This window comes from Pseudaquabacterium terrae (assembly GCF_013266755.1).
In the GTDB taxonomy this organism is placed as follows: Bacteria; Pseudomonadota; Gammaproteobacteria; order Burkholderiales; family Burkholderiaceae_C; genus Pseudaquabacterium; species Pseudaquabacterium terrae.
The window spans coordinates 218,449-234,136 of sequence record NZ_JABRWJ010000003.1 but is presented as its reverse complement, the minus strand read 5'-3'; the positions used below and the strand labels follow the sequence as shown (position 1 = coordinate 234,136).

Below are 15,688 nucleotides of genomic sequence, written 5' to 3'. Positions count from 1 at the left end.
CCCGTGAACCCCACCCCCCTTCACCTCCTGGCCGACCCGCGCTGGTTCGTGCCGCTGTTCATCGCGCTGTGGATCGGCGGCGCGGTCATCATGGCGCGCATCGCCGGCTGGCCCTCGCTGGCGAAGCTCTATCCGGCGTCCAAGATGCCGGCGGGCTCGAGCTTCGGCTTCTGCACCGGATCGCTCGGCTCGGCGAACTTTCCGATCCGCTATCGCCGCTGCCTGCGCATCGTGCTGAACGAGCAGGGCCTGTATGCCTCGCTGATGTTTCCGTTCAAGATCGGCAGCCCGGCAATCTTCATCCCCTGGGAGCAGGTGTCCCTGTGCCAGGAGAAGCAGCTGATGCGCACGCGAACGGTCACGCTGCAATTCCGCGATCACTGGTCCAGCCTGACGCTGATCGGCCCGATCGGACAGGTGGTGCGCGCGGAGTACGAGGCGCGGGCCCAGTAGCGCGCAGGACGCTGCTATCAGAAGTTATCAATCGCACGCGATCATGAAGCGAACCGCCTTGCTCGTCATCGACATTCAGCGCAGCGCCTTCGACGGCCAGCGCTGCCCGGTCATCGGCCAGGCGCCGATGGTCACGCCCGTCTTCGTCTTCGGCACCCTGAAGGAAGGTTTTCCGAACTTCGGCACGAACGCCGGAACACGCATGGCCGGTTCCTTTGTCACGGTCCAGTCCTATCCGCTCTACCTGGTCGGTGAACGCCACTCGCCGTGGATGATCGATGCGCCGGGCCAGGGCCACAACGTCGTCGGGCAGGTGTTCGAGGTCGACCGCGCAGCGCTCGCGCGCATGGACGCGCTGGAACGTGTGAACGAGCCGGACGGCTATCGGCGCGTGCCGATTGCCGTTCGCTCACGATCCAGCAGCGCAGATGCCGGAATCACGGTGCATGCGTACCTCAAGCAGCGGCAGCACCTGGCCGACGCCGCCATCATGGCCGGCCCCTTGCCCGAGTACCTGCTCGAACATGCCGCGCTGTATCGCCGAAGGGCGCCGTAGCGCCTCGACGGCGTGGCAGTTCGCGAAGCGCCGCCCTCAGCTCTTGGCCGCGGGCTTCTTCGGCGACCTTCTCGCGGCGTCGATGGCCGCGGCCTTGGCGGCATGCTTCTCCGCGCGCGACCGGTGGGCCTTGCCCGCCTTCGCGTCCTTGGCTTCCTTGGTTTCCTTCTTGGCCTTCGGCTTGTCCTTGGGCTGCGCGTGGTGCGTGCGCACCAGCTTGTCGGCCGCGTGCTTGGGTTCGCGCGCCTGCGCCAGCCGCCGCTCGCGCTCTTCCTTGAGCAGCCGGCGTTCCTCGATCAGCGCCTGCTCGGCTTCGGATGGACCGTCGGCCCCGCCTTGCAGGCGGCTCGCCATCGCGGCATGAAGCGCCTGGCCGTTATCCCCGATCCGGCGGGTCAACGATGCAATGCGAATCGGCATGTTGCAGTCCTCGTGATGGGTGGACGGCCACTGTAGTCCAGCCCGGCGCGTCACGCCAGCCGGGCGCACGTTTCAAGCGCCAGCGAACAGCGCCTCCATCTCTCGCCGCACCGCATAGGCGCGCGTCGTGGTGTCCATCGCCACGTCGTCCCAGCACAGGCTCTGCCCCTGCTGCACCGGCCGCACGAGCCTGACCTGGTGTGCCAGGCCCAGCGGCAGGCCGCCGATGGCGCGTGAGCGCTCGGCCGGCAGCAGCTTGCCCCACACCGTGCAGCCGCCTTCGCCGTCGAGCATCTCGCCGGGCGCCAGGTCGCGCTTGGCGGTGGCCACGACATCGGCGTTCCAGCAGCTTGCGGCGCCCGTGGCTTCGCCGCGCAGCGCGACGCTGGCCACCGAGTAGCCGACCTCGAGGCCGATCAGGTGCCAGCGCTTGTACAGCGTGAAGTAACGGCCGGACGGATCGGTGTGGGCGTTGTACTCCTCGAAGCAATGGCGGATGTAGTCGGTTTCGCCTTCGACCGTGACCCACACGCCCATGCGGATGTCGTACGGGATCTTGCGGCCGTCGGCTTCGAGCGACGAGATCACCTCGACCATGCCCTTGCGCTCGAGCACGCCGCCCTCGGCGATCGGCCGCGTGACGAAGGGAATGTCCTCGATGCTCGCCGGCGGGTATTGCAGGCCGTTGCTCGGCACTGTCAGGCCGGTCGCGTTGGCCACGGCGGTGCATTCGATGCTCGGCTTGCTGCCGTCGAGGAAACTGTTGAACATCTTCGGGTTCAAGCCGCCGCGCGCGGCCTGCTCGGGCGTCAGGCCGTAATAGCCCCAGACGGTGTCGGGTGTGCTCTGGGCGAAGTGCGGCAGCCACTTGTGGCCGCGCCCGGCCGCCACCACCGGGAAGCCGCAGGTGCGCGCCCAGTCGACCAGGTCGCAGATCAGCGCCGGCTGGTCGCCGAAGGCCAGCGAATACACCACGCCGGCTTCGTCGGCCCGGCGCGCCAGCAGCGGCCCGCAGAACGCATCGGCCTCGACCGTGACGTTGACGACGTGCTTGCGCTGCGCAAAGGCTTCGAGGCAATGCTCGACCGCCGCCACCGGGGAGCCGGTGCATTCGACGATGACATCGATGGCCGGGTGCCGCACCAGCGCGCGCCAATCTTCGCCGACATGCGTGTTGCCGTCGCGCAGCGCCGCGTCCAGGCTCGCCGCCTGCACGCGCTCGGCGGGCCAGCCGATCCGCGCCAGGTCGCGGCAGGCGGCCTCGGGATTCAGGTCGGCGATGCCGAGCAGCTGCACGCCGGGCGTGCGCGGCAGCTGCGCCAGGTACATCGCGCCGAACTTGCCGGCGCCGATCAGGCCGACGCGCACCGGATTGCCCGCGGCGGCACGTTCCTGCAGTTGGCGGTGCAGGCCGGTCTTCATGGCGTGGTCTCCCCGATCGCCCCGATCGGATCCAGCGAGGTCTCGAGCGCACGCGCCGGCATGCCCTGGCCCCACGGCAGCTCGACCGGCGGACGCGCCAGCAGGCAGTCGTCGGCCAGGCAGCGGATCGGCGTGAAGTCGCGGTGCGCGATGTACTCGGGCCGCTTGAAGCGGCGGATGTGGTTGCTGACCGCGCACAGGCTGAGGTAGACGCTGATCCGATTCCACGGGCTCAGGTTGCTGCTCGACGCGTGCACCAGGCACGAGTGGAACAGGATCATCGAACCGGCCGGGCCCTTCGGCGAGACGATGCCGCCGTGCTTGCCGCCGGCGCGTTCGACCAGTTGCGCGATCAGCGTCTTGTCGATGGTCCACAGCGGGTAGCTGGTGGTCGTGCGGTCGTGCTGCGCGTCGACCACGCCCAGGCGATGGCTGCCCGGGATGAACATCAGCGGGCCGTTGTACTCGTTGACGTCGTCGAGAAAGATCGCGACGTTCATCGCGCGCTCGGTCGGCATCAGGTCGTCGTTCTTCCAGGTGCCGTAGTCCTGGTGCCATTGCCAGACGTCGCCTTCGAAGGCCATCTTGCCGTTGATCTTGAACTGGTGCATGTAGAGCGGCTCGCCCAGCAGATCCTGCACCGGCCCGACCATGCGCGGGTGCCGTGCCAACCGCGCGAACGGCTCGCTGCACAGGTGGGCGGCGAAGTTCGTGCGCACCGCGTCGGAGTCCTTCTCGCGCACGTTGCAGGCCTCGCGCCGCGCGTACAGCGCCGGTACCGCGGCCTGCAGCTCGGCCACTTCCGCGGGCGTGAACAGCCCGGGAAAGAAGAGGTAGCCGTCGCTGTCGAAGCGCTCGATCTGCTGCGGGGTGAGCTTCATGCGCTTGGGTCTCCTCGATCAGTCGTTCCGGCTACGGCTCCTGCAACCGCTGCAGCAGGTCCGGCGTCGGATAGCCGTCGGCGGGCACGCCGATGCTGCGTTGATACCACCGAATGCCGGACCGTGTCGCCGGCCCCATCAAGCCATCGACCGGGCCGCTGTCGAAGCCGCGCCGATTCAAGGCCGTCTGCAAGGCCATCATCTGGCTGCGCGTCAGCGCGGTCAACTCGCGCGGCCACGGCGCCTGCACGCCGGGCCCGTCGGCGAGGCGCTGCGCCAGCAGGCCGACCGCCAGCGCATAACTCGTCGCGTTGTTGTAGCGCAGGATCGCGCGGAAATTCGGGCCGACCAGGAAGGCGGGGCCGCGGGCGCCGGCCGGCTGCAGGATCGCGCCATCGGCAAACGCCGGCAGCGGCGTGCCGTCCATCGTCCGCACGCCTTCGTCGGCCCAGCGCTCGCTCGCCTGGCGCAGCGCGTCGTCGGCGCGCGCCGGGTCGAAGCCGGCCGGCAGCCGGACCTCGACGCCCCAGGGTACGCCCGCCTGCCAGCCCGAGCGCGCGAGGAAGTTCGCTGTCGAGGCCATGACGTCGGCCACGCTGCCCCAGAGGTCGCGCCGTCCGTCGCCATCGGCATCGACGGCGTAGGTCAGGAAGGCCGAGGGCAGGAACTGCGTCTGCCCCATCGCGCCGGCCCAGGAACCGATCAGCTGCGCGCGCGGGATGTCGCCGCTCTGCAGGATCTTCAGGGCCGCGAGCAATTGGCCGCGCGCCCAGTCCTCGCGCCGGCCTTCGAAGCCCAGCGTCGCCAGTGCGTCGACGATCGGCAGGCTGCCGACGTTGCCGCCGTAGTTGCTTTCGATGCCCCAGATCGCGGTGACGACGGGGGCCGGCACGCCGAAGCGTGCTTCAGCGGCCGCGGCTTCGGCGCGCACCTGCTGCAGCTTCTGGCGACCGAGCGCGATGCGCTGTGGCGACACCGCGATGTCGAGGTAGTCCCAGACCGTGCGCGTGAACTCCGGTTGCGCACGGTCGAGCTCGACCACGCGCGGGAGGTAGCGCACCTCGCCGAACGCGGCGTGCAGCGTTGCCTCGTCGATGCCGGCGGCACGCGCGCTGGCGCTGAAGTCGGTGATCCAGCGGTTGAAGCGCAGCTGCAGCGCTGCGTCGCCGGTGGCGGGCTCCGCCGCCGGATGGCTAACGTCTGAAGGAGGTGGTGCCGGTGGGGCTTGCGGTGGTGTCGACGCGCAGGCCGCCAGCGTCGCGGCGGTCAGCGCCGCGCTCGCCAGCCATCGGCCGCGCGGCGGCGGGGTGGGGGTTCGATGCATCGCGCCGATTTTCGCCTTCGGGCGCGGGGGGTGCTGTTCTACGGAGGAGGAGCCTGGTCCATGGCATCGGCGGCGATCATCCCGGCGCCCAGCCCACCGGCGCCGGCCGCACCGCCGCCGAGTCCACCGCCACCGCCACCTGCTCCCGTGCGGCCGGCGCCGCCGCCTTCGCCGCGGCCGGCGCGGGGAGGACTGCCCGGTCCGGAGGCGGGCAGGGCCAGGCTCTGCGGAATGGGTTCCAGGCCGAGTTGGATGCGCAGGTCCGAGCGCAGCGCTTCGATCAATGGCTGGTAGGCAACGGTTTCGCCGCGAGTCAGCGATTGCGCGCAGCCGGCGGCAAGCTCGACCTGGCGAATCGATCCGAAGAGCACCACGTCCGCAAGCGCTTCTTCCATCTGCAGCCGATGTTGCTCGGCGGCGGGCGTGAACGAGCCGCCCAGCGAGCGGTATGCGGCGACCAGCGATTTCAGCCGCTCCGTTTCCTGACGGTTCTCGCGTTGGCGCCGCTGCTGGATGCGCTGCAGGACGAAGATCCGAACCGCCAGCAACACGACAGCCACGACAAGCGAGGCAATGATCGATATCGGCAGCGGGCCGAGGTCAGCGAGTCGCAAGGGCGGCACCAGCGATCGAATGTGATTGCAGCTTACCGCTGCCCCCATTCGACAGTCCAGCATGGGCAGTGCGCCGCCCGGCCGCCCGCAATCCATGCATGATCCGCACATAGAATGCCGCGCCCGAACGATGGGCGCATCTCAATAGTCAGGACAAGATTCCCATGGCAACTGCATCGAAGAAGACAACGACCAAGACGACGGCCACCAAGAAGGCTGCTGCTCCCGCGAAGAAGGCCGTGAAGGTCAGCGCCCCCGCGAAGCCGGCCGCCGCGCCGGCCGCCCAGAAGCCCATCAAGACCGCGTTCAACAAGAGCGGGCTGGTTGCGCACCTGGCCGAGGTCTCTGCCGTCGAGGCCAAGGCCGTCAAGGCGGTGCTCGCTTCGCTGGAAGCGACGATGCTGGCGTCCGTGCACAAGAAGGGCCTGGGCTCGTTCACGCTGCCGGGGCTGCTGAAGGTCAACGTCCTCAACGTGCCCGCCAAGAAGAAGCGCACCGGCATCGATCCGTTCACGAAGCAGGAGCGGGTGTTCGCCGCCAAGCCGGCGACCGTGAAGATCAAGACGCGCGCGCTGAAGAAGCTGAAGGACGCCGCGCTCTGACGCAGCGTTAGGCGCCGGGCGCGCCGGCGCTCGCCACCACCTCGACCCGCCACCAGCTCGGCAGCAGCTGGCGCACCGCGGGCCGGCAGAACCGGCCGTCGATCAGGTGGATGCTGCCGACATCGGTCGGCGAGCGCAGCACCCGTCCCGCGGCCTGCACCACCTTGCGCAGGCCCGGGTACAGGTAGACGTACTCGAATCCGGCGCCGAACGCGCGGTCCAGCCGCTGGCGCAGCGCCTCGTTCACCGGATTCACCTGCGGCAGCCCGAGCGTGGTGATGAAGGCGCCGATCAGGCGCGTGCCGGGCAGGTCGATGCCCTCGGCGAACACGCCACCGAGCACGGCGAATCCGATGCCGTGCCCACCCGCCACGAAACGCTCCAGAAACGCCGCGCGCTCGCACTCGTCCATGCGCCGTTGCTGGCGCCACGCGGCCTCGTCCGGATAACACGCTATGAACGCGTCCGCGGCCTGCTCCATGTAGTCGTGGCTGCTGAAGAACGCCAGGTAGTTGCCGCGCTGCCGCCGCAGCTGCCGCGCGATCACGTGGGCGATCGGCAGCACCGTGGCCGGGCGATCGCCGTAGCGCGTCGACAGTGTCGGCACGATGCGCACGGCCAGCTGATCCGCCGAGTAGGGGCTGGGTACGTCGAGCCGGGCCGCATCGGCCGGGACGCCGAGCGTTTCGGCGTAGTACTGCATCGGCGTGAGCGTGGCCGAGAACAGGATCGCCGTGCGTGCGGCGGCGAGGCGCGGCTTCACGAACGGTGCCGGAATCACGTTGCGCAGGCAGACGGAGGGCCGGCTTGGTCGCCGCGAGCCACGGCGCGCGGGTGCTGCCCGCGTGACGTCGAGCAGCGAATGGGCCTCGTCGAAGACCTCGTGCAGCCGCACGAAGTGCAGCAGCGCGAAGTAGAAGTCCATCACCGCCGCGTCGAGCGCCTGCGGCGACGAGGCCAGCAGCGTTCCGGTCGCATCGATCACGGCGCGCACGGCCTTGTCGAAGCGTGCGGGCAGCGCGCTCAGGACCCGGTACGCCGCGTCGTCTTCACGACCCAGCGCGTTCCACACACGCAGCAGGCGGGCCAGTGCCTTCTTCAGCGCCGGCGGTGCGGCCCGGCGCGCGGCGTCGAAGATCGGCGGCTCGAGCGCTGCCGTGTAGCACGCGCGGGCGCGGTCGACGAGGTTGTGCGCTTCGTCCACCAGCACCGCCACGCGCCAGCCGTTGGCCTGCGTCAGCGCGAAGAGCAGCGCGGAGACGTCGAAGTAATGGTTGTAGTCGCCGACGATCACGTCGCACCAGCGCGCGAGCTCCTGCCCGAGGTAGTACGGGCACACGCGGTGCCGGCGCGCGATCTCGCGCAGCGATTCGGCCGACAACGGGCCCGGCGCCTGCACCGCATCGCTGCGGGCCTGCGGCAGCCGGTCGTAGAAGCCCTGTGCCAGCGGGCAGGACTCGCCGTGGCAGGCCTTGTCCGGATGCTCGCAGGCCTTGTCGCGCGCCACGAGCTCGATCACGCGCAGGCGCGGTGCGGGCTCGTCCTCTCCCCGCATCGCCCGCAGCGCATCGAACACCACCGCGCGCCCCGAGCCCTTGGCGGTGAGAAAGAACAGCTTGTCGAGCGCTTGTTCGGGCATTGCCTTGAGCAGCGGAAAGATCGTGCCGATCGTCTTGCCGATGCCGGTGGGCGCCTGCGCCATCACGCAGCGCCCGCGCCGGGCGGCGACGAACACGGCCTCGGCCAGCTCGCGCTGCCCCACGCGAAACGTACCGTGCGCGAACGTCAGCGCCCGCAGCGCCGCGTCGCGCAGCGTCCGATGGCGCATCTCGGATTCGGCCCACAGCAGGAAGCATTCGCACAGCTGCGCGAAGAAGCGCTGCAGCGCTTCGGCCGTGAAGCGCTCGACGAGGGCCGGTGCCTCCGCCTGCCGGTCGATGTCGAAGTAGACGAGGCCGACGTTGCACGCCGCAGCGCCGGTGGCGGCGCAATGCAGCCACGCATAGACCTTGGCCTGCGCCCAATGCAGCTCGCGGTGGTTCGGCGGCATCTGCTCGAGCGGGCCGCGGAAGGTCTTGATCTCTTCGAGCAGCTCCCGCGCGTCGTCGATGCCATCGGCGCGCCCGCGCACGAGCAGTTGCTTGTAGCCGCCCTGCAGCGGCACCTCGGCGCGGTAGCCCGGGCCGCGCCGCCGGGCGACCGCCTGATGTCCGGCCATGCCTTCATCGGCCGTCGGCGAGGGCGTGAAGCGATGGTCGAGGTCGCCGCGCCTGGCTGCGAACTCGCACAACGCGCGCACCGCGACCGTGTAGGCCGGCGCGGCCGGCAAAGGAACTGAAGGGGGCGTGGACACCTTGGCAAATGTCGCTGTATGGATATACAGTATCACCGACCAACGGTGTCAAGAGAAAGAGCCCGATGCGAACCTCACTGCGCCAGCACTACCAGCCCAGACGCGACCGTACACCGCGGTGGATCCGGCGCTTGTGGCTCTGGTTCTGACATTCGACACGGGTCCGGTGCGGCCGCGCCCCGCGAACTTCCGCGGCTGGGCGCATACTGCCTTCACACGATGGGGATACCGATGATCGCGACGCAGACTTTTCGCCACAAGGACTACGAGTTGACGTGTGGTGCCCGCGCCAGCGACAACGGGAAATTCGAGCCGACGCTGGTCGTCGCGCGCCAGGTCTGGCCGAGCCGGCCACGCACCATCGCCGTGTCCCGCGGCGGCCACCCGACGCCCGATACCGCGATCGAATCGGCGCGGATTCAGGGTGTCGAGTGGGTCAGCAACTTCGGATAGCCGACGAACGAAGCGTCAGGTGCTGCCCTCGACGTCGGCGCCGCCGGCGTCGGGCGAGACATGCTTGATCCACTCGCGCACCACGCCCTTCAATGCGGTGCGCTTGGCGCTGATGTCCTTCATGTCCCTGAACTCGACCGATGCGCGGTCCTTGGCCAGCCAGTGCAGCAGGTGGGTGGGGTCGGGGACGTACAGCGCTTCCGGTGGCAGGTCCTTCGCCTTCGCGCCGAAGTGGAAGATCAGCTGCACGCAGCCTTTGGCACGCAGCTGGAAGGTGGCGAAGAACTCGCTGGTGCGAAAGCTCGGTGCATTCCACTTGATGCTTTCGCCGATGTCGGGATGCGCGCCGAGGATGATCTTGCGGATGGCCAGGATCTCGGGCTTCGAAGGGTGATCGAGCCTCTCCAGGAACGCCGTGACCGAGGCGTTCTGCTGCGGGGCCGCCGTGCGCTCGTTACTCATGGGAAGAACCGTCCTTGCGCGTGAAGACATGGACGCCGTCCGTGACGACCACGGCCAGGTCATCGTCCGGATAGCTCGCTTGATCTCCAGCGCTGCGGTCACCGACCTCGATGTACCAGACATCGGCTGCGGTCTCGTTCTTGAGGTGGTGTGAATCACCGCTGCCGGCCTTGAAGCCCGCGCACATGCCGGGCTGAAGCTCGGTGGGTCCGGCATCGGTCACGAGCGTGGGCGAGCCTTCGAGGATGTAGACGAACTCGTCCTGCTTGCTGTGGTTGTGACGCACGGAGGAGATCGCACCCGGCTTCAGGCGCGTGAGATTGACGCCGAAGTTCGACAGACCGAATGCATCGCCGAGGCGTCGCTTCTCCCGGCCTCTGACCAACGAAGCGAACGGTTCCGGATAGCTTGTCTGCTTCGCGTGCGGAATCACATCGAGGGCGCGCCGCGCAGGCGATTTCTGATTCGACATGTGGCGTTGCCCTCGGGATGCGAACGAGATTCTCGCATCGCGGGCTCGAGGTCCTACAACCGTAATCGAGGCGCGCGGCATCGAAACCGCGCGGCAACCGACCGCGGGCTCAATGGACTGCGGCGATCAACGCAGCTCGCCGCCCGATCCAGGAGCCCCTCGATGAAGAAACCTCGCCATTCCATGGATGACCTGCTGCCGCTGGTCGTCATCGCCTTCAGCCTGCTGTGCGCCGTCGCGCTGGTGTTCGACCTGCAGGCGCCGGCGGACACGTTCGCGACGCAAGTGCAGGCCGACCTGCCAGCCTGGGCGTGAAGCCACGCCCTTCGTTTGCAACGCCCGAATCTCCCATGCCGAACCATCTCACCCCAAGCCGCCGCGCCGCCATCCTGGGGCTGCTGGCCGCCGTGCTCGCCGCCACAGGCTGCGCCTCCAAGCCCGACGTGCGCCACGATCAGGACGCCGCCTTCGACGTGAAGGCTTACCGGACCTTCGCGTTCTACGAACCCGCGACGCTGCACTACACCACGCTGCTCGAGCAGCGGCTGCGCCAGGCGACGCGCGAGCAACTCGAACGTGCGCACTACGTCTACGACGAGCGCGACCCTGACCTGCGCGTGAACTACCTGCTGCAGGTGGTCGACAAGCAGGCGTTGCGCTCGACGCCGAGCCCGCGCCTGGGTTACCGCGGCTGGAACGGTGGCAACCTGGAGACGATCGACGTGCGCGAAGGCACGCTGGCGATCGACCTGGTCGACGCCCGGCGCAATCTGCTGATGTGGCGCGCGGTCGCCGAAGGCCGCATCGACGACAAGGCGGCGCAGCAGCCCGGTCCGGCCATCGACGCCGTCGTGGCCGAGCTGTTCACGCGTTTGCCGGCCGGTGCGGCCGCCGCACGCTGAAGACCTCGACGCCACCCGAAAGCATCCAATGAAGCATCCCACCTTGCTGCTGGTCGCGCTGTGCCTCGCGTGCGCCGTCGCTCAGGCGCAGACCGGCTCCCGCGGCCCGACCGGTCAGCTCGTTTATCCGGCCAAGGGCCAGGGCGCGCAGCAGGCCGACAAGGATCGTTTCGAGTGCCACGAGTGGGCGCGCCAGCAGTCGGGCTTCGACCCGTCGCAGGCCGCGCCGGCTGCGCCCACGTCGACCGCCGCCATCGCGACGAGCGCGCAAGGCCAGGGCGCGGCCCCGGCGATGGCCGGCATGGCGATGGGCGCCGCGGGCGGTGCCGCGGTGGCCGAGCTGGCCGATCGTGATGCCGGCAAGGGCGCTGCCGTCGGCGTGCTCGGTGCAGGCCTGCGCCAGCGCGCGAAGCAGCAGCAAGCGATGTCCGCTCAGCAGCAACAGCAGCAAGCGCAGCAACAGCAGGTGCAGCAACAGCAGACGGCGCGCGCGCAGCAGCGCGGCCTCTACGACCGCGGTTTCGCGGCCTGCATGGAAGGCCGCGGCTACGTCGTCAAGTAATTGCCGCCGCTCAGCGCTCGCGTTGCGGCGCGAGGCTACAACTGCGCGCCGAACCACGACGCCGCGTGCTCCAGCGCCTTCTCCTGCCACGGCCGGCGCTGCCAGGCCTGCAGCGTCACCGCCTTCGACTGGCTGAAGTCGCGCTCGAAGATCTCGATCTGCTGCCGCGCGAATGCCGCGTCGATGATGTTCAGGTTGGCCTCGTCGTTGAGGCGGAACGATCGATTGTCGAAGTTGGTCGAGCCGACCGACAGCATCAGCGCATCGACCACCAGCACCTTGCAATGGAACATCGTCGGCTGGTATTCGGCGATCTTCACGCCGGCCTCGAGCAGCGGCCCCCAGCGCGCGCGCGAAGCGCGGCGCACGATGTCGGTGTCGATGTCCGGCCCGGGCACGATGATGCGCACGTCGACGCCGCGCCGCGCGGCGGCGGCCAGCGAGTGGGCCATCAGGTCGTCGGGCACGAAGTACGAGCTCGACAGGTGGATGCTGCGCGCGGCCGCGGTCACCGCGAGCAGGTACATCAGGTGCATGCTCTCGCTGCCGCCGCTGGGTGAGCTGCTGAACATCTGCGCGATGGCGTCGCCGCGGCGCTCCAGCGCGGGAAAGTAGTCGCCGCCATGCAGCACGCGGCCGGTGGCCTTCATCCAGTTGTCGGTGAACACCGCCTGCATCTGCGCCACCACCGGGCCAACGACACGGAAGTGCGTGTCGCGCCAATGGTCCTTGTCCTGCGCATTGCCGCGCCACTTGTCGGCGATGCCGACGCCGCCGGTGAAGCCCACCGTGCCGTCGACCACCAGCACCTTGCGGTGGGTGCGGTTGTTCATGCGCGAGAGGTTCCACCAGCGCGGCTCGTGGAAGCGCTCGATCTCGATGCCGGCGGCCTTCATCTCGTCGAGGTAGCGCGCTTCCATCTTCGCGCTGCCCAGCCAATCGAGCAGCACGTGCACGCGCACGCCGCTGCGCGCACGCTCGATCAGCGCGTCGGCGAACTCGCGGCCGATGCTCTCGGACCAGTAGATGTAGGTCTCGAAGGTGATCGTCCTGCGCGCGCCGCGGATGGCGCCGAGCATCGCCGGAAAGATCATGTCGCCGTTGAGCAGCACCTCGGCCTGGTTGCCGTCGAGCATCTGCGGCCCGAGCAGCACGCCCATCACGCGCCGGAACTGCGGATCGTCGGTGGCGTAGAGGTGCTCGACGCGCTGCTCGACCTTCTTTTCGCCGCTGCTCAGGTTGAGCACCACCAGCACCGCGATCAGGGTGAGCAGGCAACTCCCCAGGGCGATCCAGACGGTGGTGGACGTTTTCACGGCAGGCGCCGCAGGCCCGGGCCGGGACGAACCGGACTGCCCATGACATGCCGCGCGAAAGCAGCGTCCATGGGCAGTCCGCGCAACGGCGTCAGACCATCTGCCGCATCAGCTCGTCCTTGCGCGCCTGCATCTGCGTGCCGAGCTCCTTCAGATCGAGCTCCGACTTGCGCACCTTCGGGAACATCTCGCCTTCTTCTTCCTGCACGTGGTGGTCGATGTATTCGCCGAGCACCTTGACCTTGGCATCGTAGAGGTCGTCGGACGGCGACATGCCGCGGATCTGCGCGATCAGGTCCTTCGCGCTGGCGTGCTCGACTTCCGCCTCGTCCAGCAATGCCTGCTCGTCGAGCGCTTCGCGCGCGGCCGGGTAGAAGAGCTCTTCCTCGACCGTCGCGTGCACGGTCAGCATGTTGCAGATCTCCTCGGCCACGGCGCGCCGCTCGTCGTCCGCGGCTTCGGCCTTGGCGAGCTTGTCGTAGTTCTTGAACAGCTGCTTCACGTCCTTGTGATCCGTGGTCAGCAGCTTGATGGCGTCCGCGGCGGTGCTGCGCGCGCGGGTCGTTTCGGTGGTGGCGTGGGAAGTGCGATTGGCGGTGGGCATGTACAGCTCCTGGCTATGGGGTCTTGCGTCGCCTGTGGAATGGGCGGGACGCACGCCGAAGCGATGGCAAGCGCGATGCCTGCCCCGCGTTTGCCCGCCCGAAAATGAAGCGAGCCCCGCCGTTGCCGGCGAGGCTCGTGTCCCAGTGCGCCGCGGCGCGCGGCTCAGGCGTTGGCGAGTTTCAGGTCCGGGTACCGGACGTGCTCGACCAGTTCCTGCGTCTGCTGGTCGGGTTCCTTCGTCAGCAGGCTGACGATGATGATGACGGCGAATCCGACCGGCACGCCGAACAGGCCGGCCGAGATCGGCTGGATGCCCCACCAGATGTTGTCGGCGATCGGCGAGGTGACGCCGAAAACCCCGCGCATCCACGCCTGGGTCGTGGCCATGTAGTAGAAGGTCGTGCCCAGCCCGGCAATCATGCCCAGCGTGGCCCCCCACTTGTTGGCGCGTTTCCAGAAGATGCCGAGCACCAGCGCCGGGAAGAACGCGGCAGCCGCGAACGAGAACGCCGCCGAGACCAGGAACAGGATGTCCGCCGGTTTCTGCGCCGCAACGGCCGCCGCGGCCAGGGCCACGACCAGCAGCAGGACCTTGGAGATCGTCACCCGGCGCGAGGTCGGCGCGTTCGGATCGATCATCTTGTAGTACAGGTCGTGGCTGAGCGCGTTGGCGATCGTCAGCAGCAGGCCGTCGGCCGTCGACAGCGCCGCCGCGAGGCCGCCCGCGGCCACCATGCCCGAGATCACGTAGGGCAGCCCGCCGATGGCCGGCGTCGCGAGCACGATGATGTCGCCGCCGATCCGGATCTCACCCAGTTGCAGGATGCCATCCTTGTTGATGTCGACGACCGACAGCAGGGCCGGGTCGACGCGGTTCCAGGCCGATATCCATTCCGGCAGTTTGTCGAATGGCGTTCCGACGACGAGGCTGAACATCTCGTACTTCACCAGCACCGCGAGCGCCGGCGCCGTGAAGTACAGCAGGAAGATGAAGAACAGCGACCAGGTCACCGACTCGCGCGCCTGTTTGACCGAAGGCGTCGTGTAGTAGCGCATCAGGATGTGCGGCAGCGCGGCCGTGCCCACCATCAGGCAGAAGGTGAGCGCGAGGAAGTTGCGCCGCGATTCGTCGTACGCCTTCTTCGCTTTCTCGTCGCCATTGGGGTCGCCGGCGAACTGCTGGGCGTGCGGTGGCATGCCGGCCAGCGGTGCGGCGCGCGCCGTGTTCGCCGCCTTGGCTGCGGTCCAGGCCTTGCGCGCATCGGCCTCGTTCGCCGGTACCGCGGCCAGCGCCTTCTCAGCCGTGGCGATCTCGGCTGCCGGTGCATTGGCGGCCTTCAGGTCGGCGACCTTCTTCTGCGCAGCGGCACGATCGGCCGCCAGCGCGGCGGGCACGTCCTTCAACTTCGCGTCGAAGCCGTCGGCCAGGCCCTTGAACGCGGCCATCACTTCCTTCTCCTTCGGATCCTCCTTCAGGCGCTGCTCGGCCGCCGTGACCTTCTCGAGCTGGTAGCCGTAGATCGCCTGCGGGATCGGAATGCCGGTCTGCTTGACCGACAGCCAGATCACCGGCACCAGGTACGCGATGATCAGGATGATGTATTGCGCCACCTGGGTCCACGTGACGGCGCGCATGCCGCCGAGGAACGAGCACACCAGGATGCCGCCCAGGCCGACGAAGATGCCGATCTCGAAGGCCAGCCCGGACAGCCGCGTCGTGATCAGGCCGACACCGTAGATCTGCGCGACGACATAGGTGAACGAGCACAGGATCGCGCCGATGATGCCGACCATCCGCGGCAGGTTGCCGCCGAAGCGCGCGCCGAGGAAGTCGGGAATCGTGAACTGGCCGAACTTGCGCAGATAGGGCGCGAGGAACAGCGCCACCAGGCAGTAGCCGCCGGTCCAGCCCATGATGAAGGCCAGGCCGCCATAGCCGGTGAGGTAGAGCGTGCCGGCCATGCCGATGAACGACGCGGCGCTCATCCAGTCGGCGCCGGTCGCCATGCCGTTGTAGACCGCCGGCACGCGGCGTCCGGCCACGTAGTACTCGGCGGCGTCGGTGGTGCGGCTCATGATGCCGATGCCGGCATACAGCGCCACGGTGGCGATCAGGAAGATGAAGCCGATCCAGTTCTTGGGCAGGCCCATCTGCTCGAGCACCGCGAGCACGACGACGAAGGCGATGAAGCCCCCGGTGTACCAGCCGTAGACCTTGTTCAGCTGGCGGGTGAAGGCGCGGGTCGCGGTGGCATTGGAGCCTTCCACGTGTTCGAAGGTGCCGGCCATG

Annotated in this window: 18 protein-coding genes; 7 read left to right on the top strand and 11 right to left on the bottom strand. The window is 68.7% G+C overall.

Translation table 11 applies throughout. The annotated features are described in order from the left end of the window. The first annotated feature begins 3 nt into the window (after positions 1-3). Together HLB44_RS10120 and HLB44_RS10115 are read left to right on the top strand one after the other, a co-directional pair. Positions 4-453 (top strand): hypothetical protein, encoded by a 450-nt coding sequence (locus HLB44_RS10120; protein WP_173122458.1) that lies wholly within the window; start codon positions 4-6, stop codon positions 451-453. 43 nt (positions 454-496) lie between these two features. After that, positions 497-1,009 (top strand): gamma-glutamylcyclotransferase family protein, encoded by a 513-nt coding sequence (locus HLB44_RS10115; protein ID WP_217283607.1) that lies wholly within the window; start codon positions 497-499, stop codon positions 1,007-1,009. A gap of 36 nt (positions 1,010-1,045) precedes the next feature. Here the strand turns inward: HLB44_RS10115 and HLB44_RS10110 are convergent, their stop codons facing one another. The 5 genes from HLB44_RS10110 to HLB44_RS36755 form a co-directional block, all read right to left on the bottom strand. Continuing rightward, positions 1,046-1,429, bottom strand: coding sequence for a hypothetical protein (locus HLB44_RS10110; protein WP_173122457.1), 384 nt, complete (start codon positions 1,427-1,429; stop codon positions 1,046-1,048). Positions 1,430-1,501: 72 nt separating this feature from the next. Continuing rightward, the gene (locus HLB44_RS10105) at positions 1,502-2,851 is read right to left on the bottom strand and encodes an NAD(P)H-dependent oxidoreductase (protein WP_173122456.1); all 1,350 of its coding nucleotides are present in this window, start codon (positions 2,849-2,851) and stop codon (positions 1,502-1,504) included. After that, positions 2,848-3,732: a phytanoyl-CoA dioxygenase family protein gene (locus tag HLB44_RS10100; RefSeq protein WP_173122455.1), complete on the bottom strand. Its 885-nt coding sequence runs from the start codon at positions 3,730-3,732 to the stop codon at positions 2,848-2,850. Before HLB44_RS10100 ends, HLB44_RS10105 begins: the two co-directional genes overlap by 4 nt. Before the next feature lie 31 nt (positions 3,733-3,763). Next, on the bottom strand, positions 3,764-5,056 hold the full coding sequence (locus tag HLB44_RS10095) for a lytic murein transglycosylase (RefSeq protein WP_173122454.1): 1,293 nt from the start codon (positions 5,054-5,056) through the stop codon (positions 3,764-3,766). 38 nt (positions 5,057-5,094) lie between these two features. Next, complete coding sequence (locus HLB44_RS36755) at positions 5,095-5,679, bottom strand: preprotein translocase subunit YajC (protein ID WP_425500797.1); 585 nt, start codon at positions 5,677-5,679, stop codon at positions 5,095-5,097. 155 nt (positions 5,680-5,834) lie between these two features. On the opposite strand from HLB44_RS36755, the gene HLB44_RS10080 reads away from it, so the two are divergent. Further along, positions 5,835-6,272: an HU family DNA-binding protein gene (locus tag HLB44_RS10080; protein WP_173122452.1), complete on the top strand. Its 438-nt coding sequence runs from the start codon at positions 5,835-5,837 to the stop codon at positions 6,270-6,272. A 7-nt stretch (positions 6,273-6,279) separates the two neighbouring features. Here the strand turns inward: HLB44_RS10080 and HLB44_RS10075 are convergent, their stop codons facing one another. Next, positions 6,280-8,625: an ATP-dependent DNA helicase gene (locus tag HLB44_RS10075; RefSeq protein WP_343051278.1), complete on the bottom strand. Its 2,346-nt coding sequence runs from the start codon at positions 8,623-8,625 to the stop codon at positions 6,280-6,282. A 231-nt stretch (positions 8,626-8,856) separates the two neighbouring features. Between HLB44_RS10075 and HLB44_RS10070 the strand changes: the two genes are divergently transcribed. Continuing rightward, positions 8,857-9,078, top strand: a complete 222-nt coding sequence (locus HLB44_RS10070; protein ID WP_173122451.1) for a hypothetical protein — start codon at positions 8,857-8,859, stop codon at positions 9,076-9,078. Positions 9,079-9,093: 15 nt separating this feature from the next. Here the strand turns inward: HLB44_RS10070 and HLB44_RS10065 are convergent, their stop codons facing one another. After that, entirely contained in the window at positions 9,094-9,540 is a 447-nt protein-coding gene (locus HLB44_RS10065; protein ID WP_217283605.1) for a DUF1801 domain-containing protein, read from the bottom strand. After that, positions 9,533-10,012 carry a cupin domain-containing protein gene (locus HLB44_RS10060; protein ID WP_173122449.1) on the bottom strand — a complete coding sequence of 160 codons (480 nt, stop codon included), beginning with the start codon at positions 10,010-10,012 and terminating at the stop codon, positions 9,533-9,535. The genes HLB44_RS10065 and HLB44_RS10060 overlap by 8 nt, the downstream gene beginning before the upstream one ends. Positions 10,013-10,174: 162 nt before the next feature. Here HLB44_RS10060 and HLB44_RS10055 point away from each other — a divergent pair, with 162 nt between their 5' ends. Genes HLB44_RS10055 through HLB44_RS10045 form a run of 3 tightly spaced genes read left to right on the top strand, consistent with a single transcriptional unit; the run spans position 10,175 to position 11,476 of the window. Then, positions 10,175-10,327, top strand: coding sequence for a hypothetical protein (locus HLB44_RS10055; protein ID WP_173122448.1), 153 nt, complete (start codon positions 10,175-10,177; stop codon positions 10,325-10,327). Positions 10,328-10,362: 35 nt separating this feature from the next. Continuing rightward, positions 10,363-10,914 carry a DUF4136 domain-containing protein gene (locus tag HLB44_RS10050; RefSeq protein ID WP_173122447.1) on the top strand — a complete coding sequence of 184 codons (552 nt, stop codon included), beginning with the start codon at positions 10,363-10,365 and terminating at the stop codon, positions 10,912-10,914. Between the two features lie 28 nt (positions 10,915-10,942). Then, a complete protein-coding gene (locus tag HLB44_RS10045; RefSeq protein ID WP_173122446.1) occupies positions 10,943-11,476 on the top strand; it encodes a hypothetical protein in 534 nt (177 codons plus the stop codon). Positions 11,477-11,511: 35 nt separating this feature from the next. Here HLB44_RS10045 and cls read toward each other — a convergent pair whose 3' ends face one another. The 3 genes from cls to HLB44_RS10030 all read right to left on the bottom strand — a co-directional run bounded on the left by cls (position 11,512) and on the right by HLB44_RS10030 (position 15,687). Beyond that, the gene (gene cls, locus HLB44_RS10040; RefSeq protein WP_173122445.1) at positions 11,512-12,792 is read right to left on the bottom strand and encodes a cardiolipin synthase; all 1,281 of its coding nucleotides are present in this window, start codon (positions 12,790-12,792) and stop codon (positions 11,512-11,514) included. A gap of 91 nt (positions 12,793-12,883) precedes the next feature. Beyond that, complete coding sequence (locus tag HLB44_RS10035; RefSeq protein ID WP_173122444.1) at positions 12,884-13,396, bottom strand: hemerythrin domain-containing protein; 513 nt, start codon at positions 13,394-13,396, stop codon at positions 12,884-12,886. 164 nt (positions 13,397-13,560) lie between these two features. After that, a complete protein-coding gene (locus tag HLB44_RS10030; RefSeq protein ID WP_173122443.1) occupies positions 13,561-15,687 on the bottom strand; it encodes a sodium:solute symporter family protein in 2,127 nt (708 codons plus the stop codon). Between the last annotated feature and the right edge of the window lies 1 nt (position 15,688).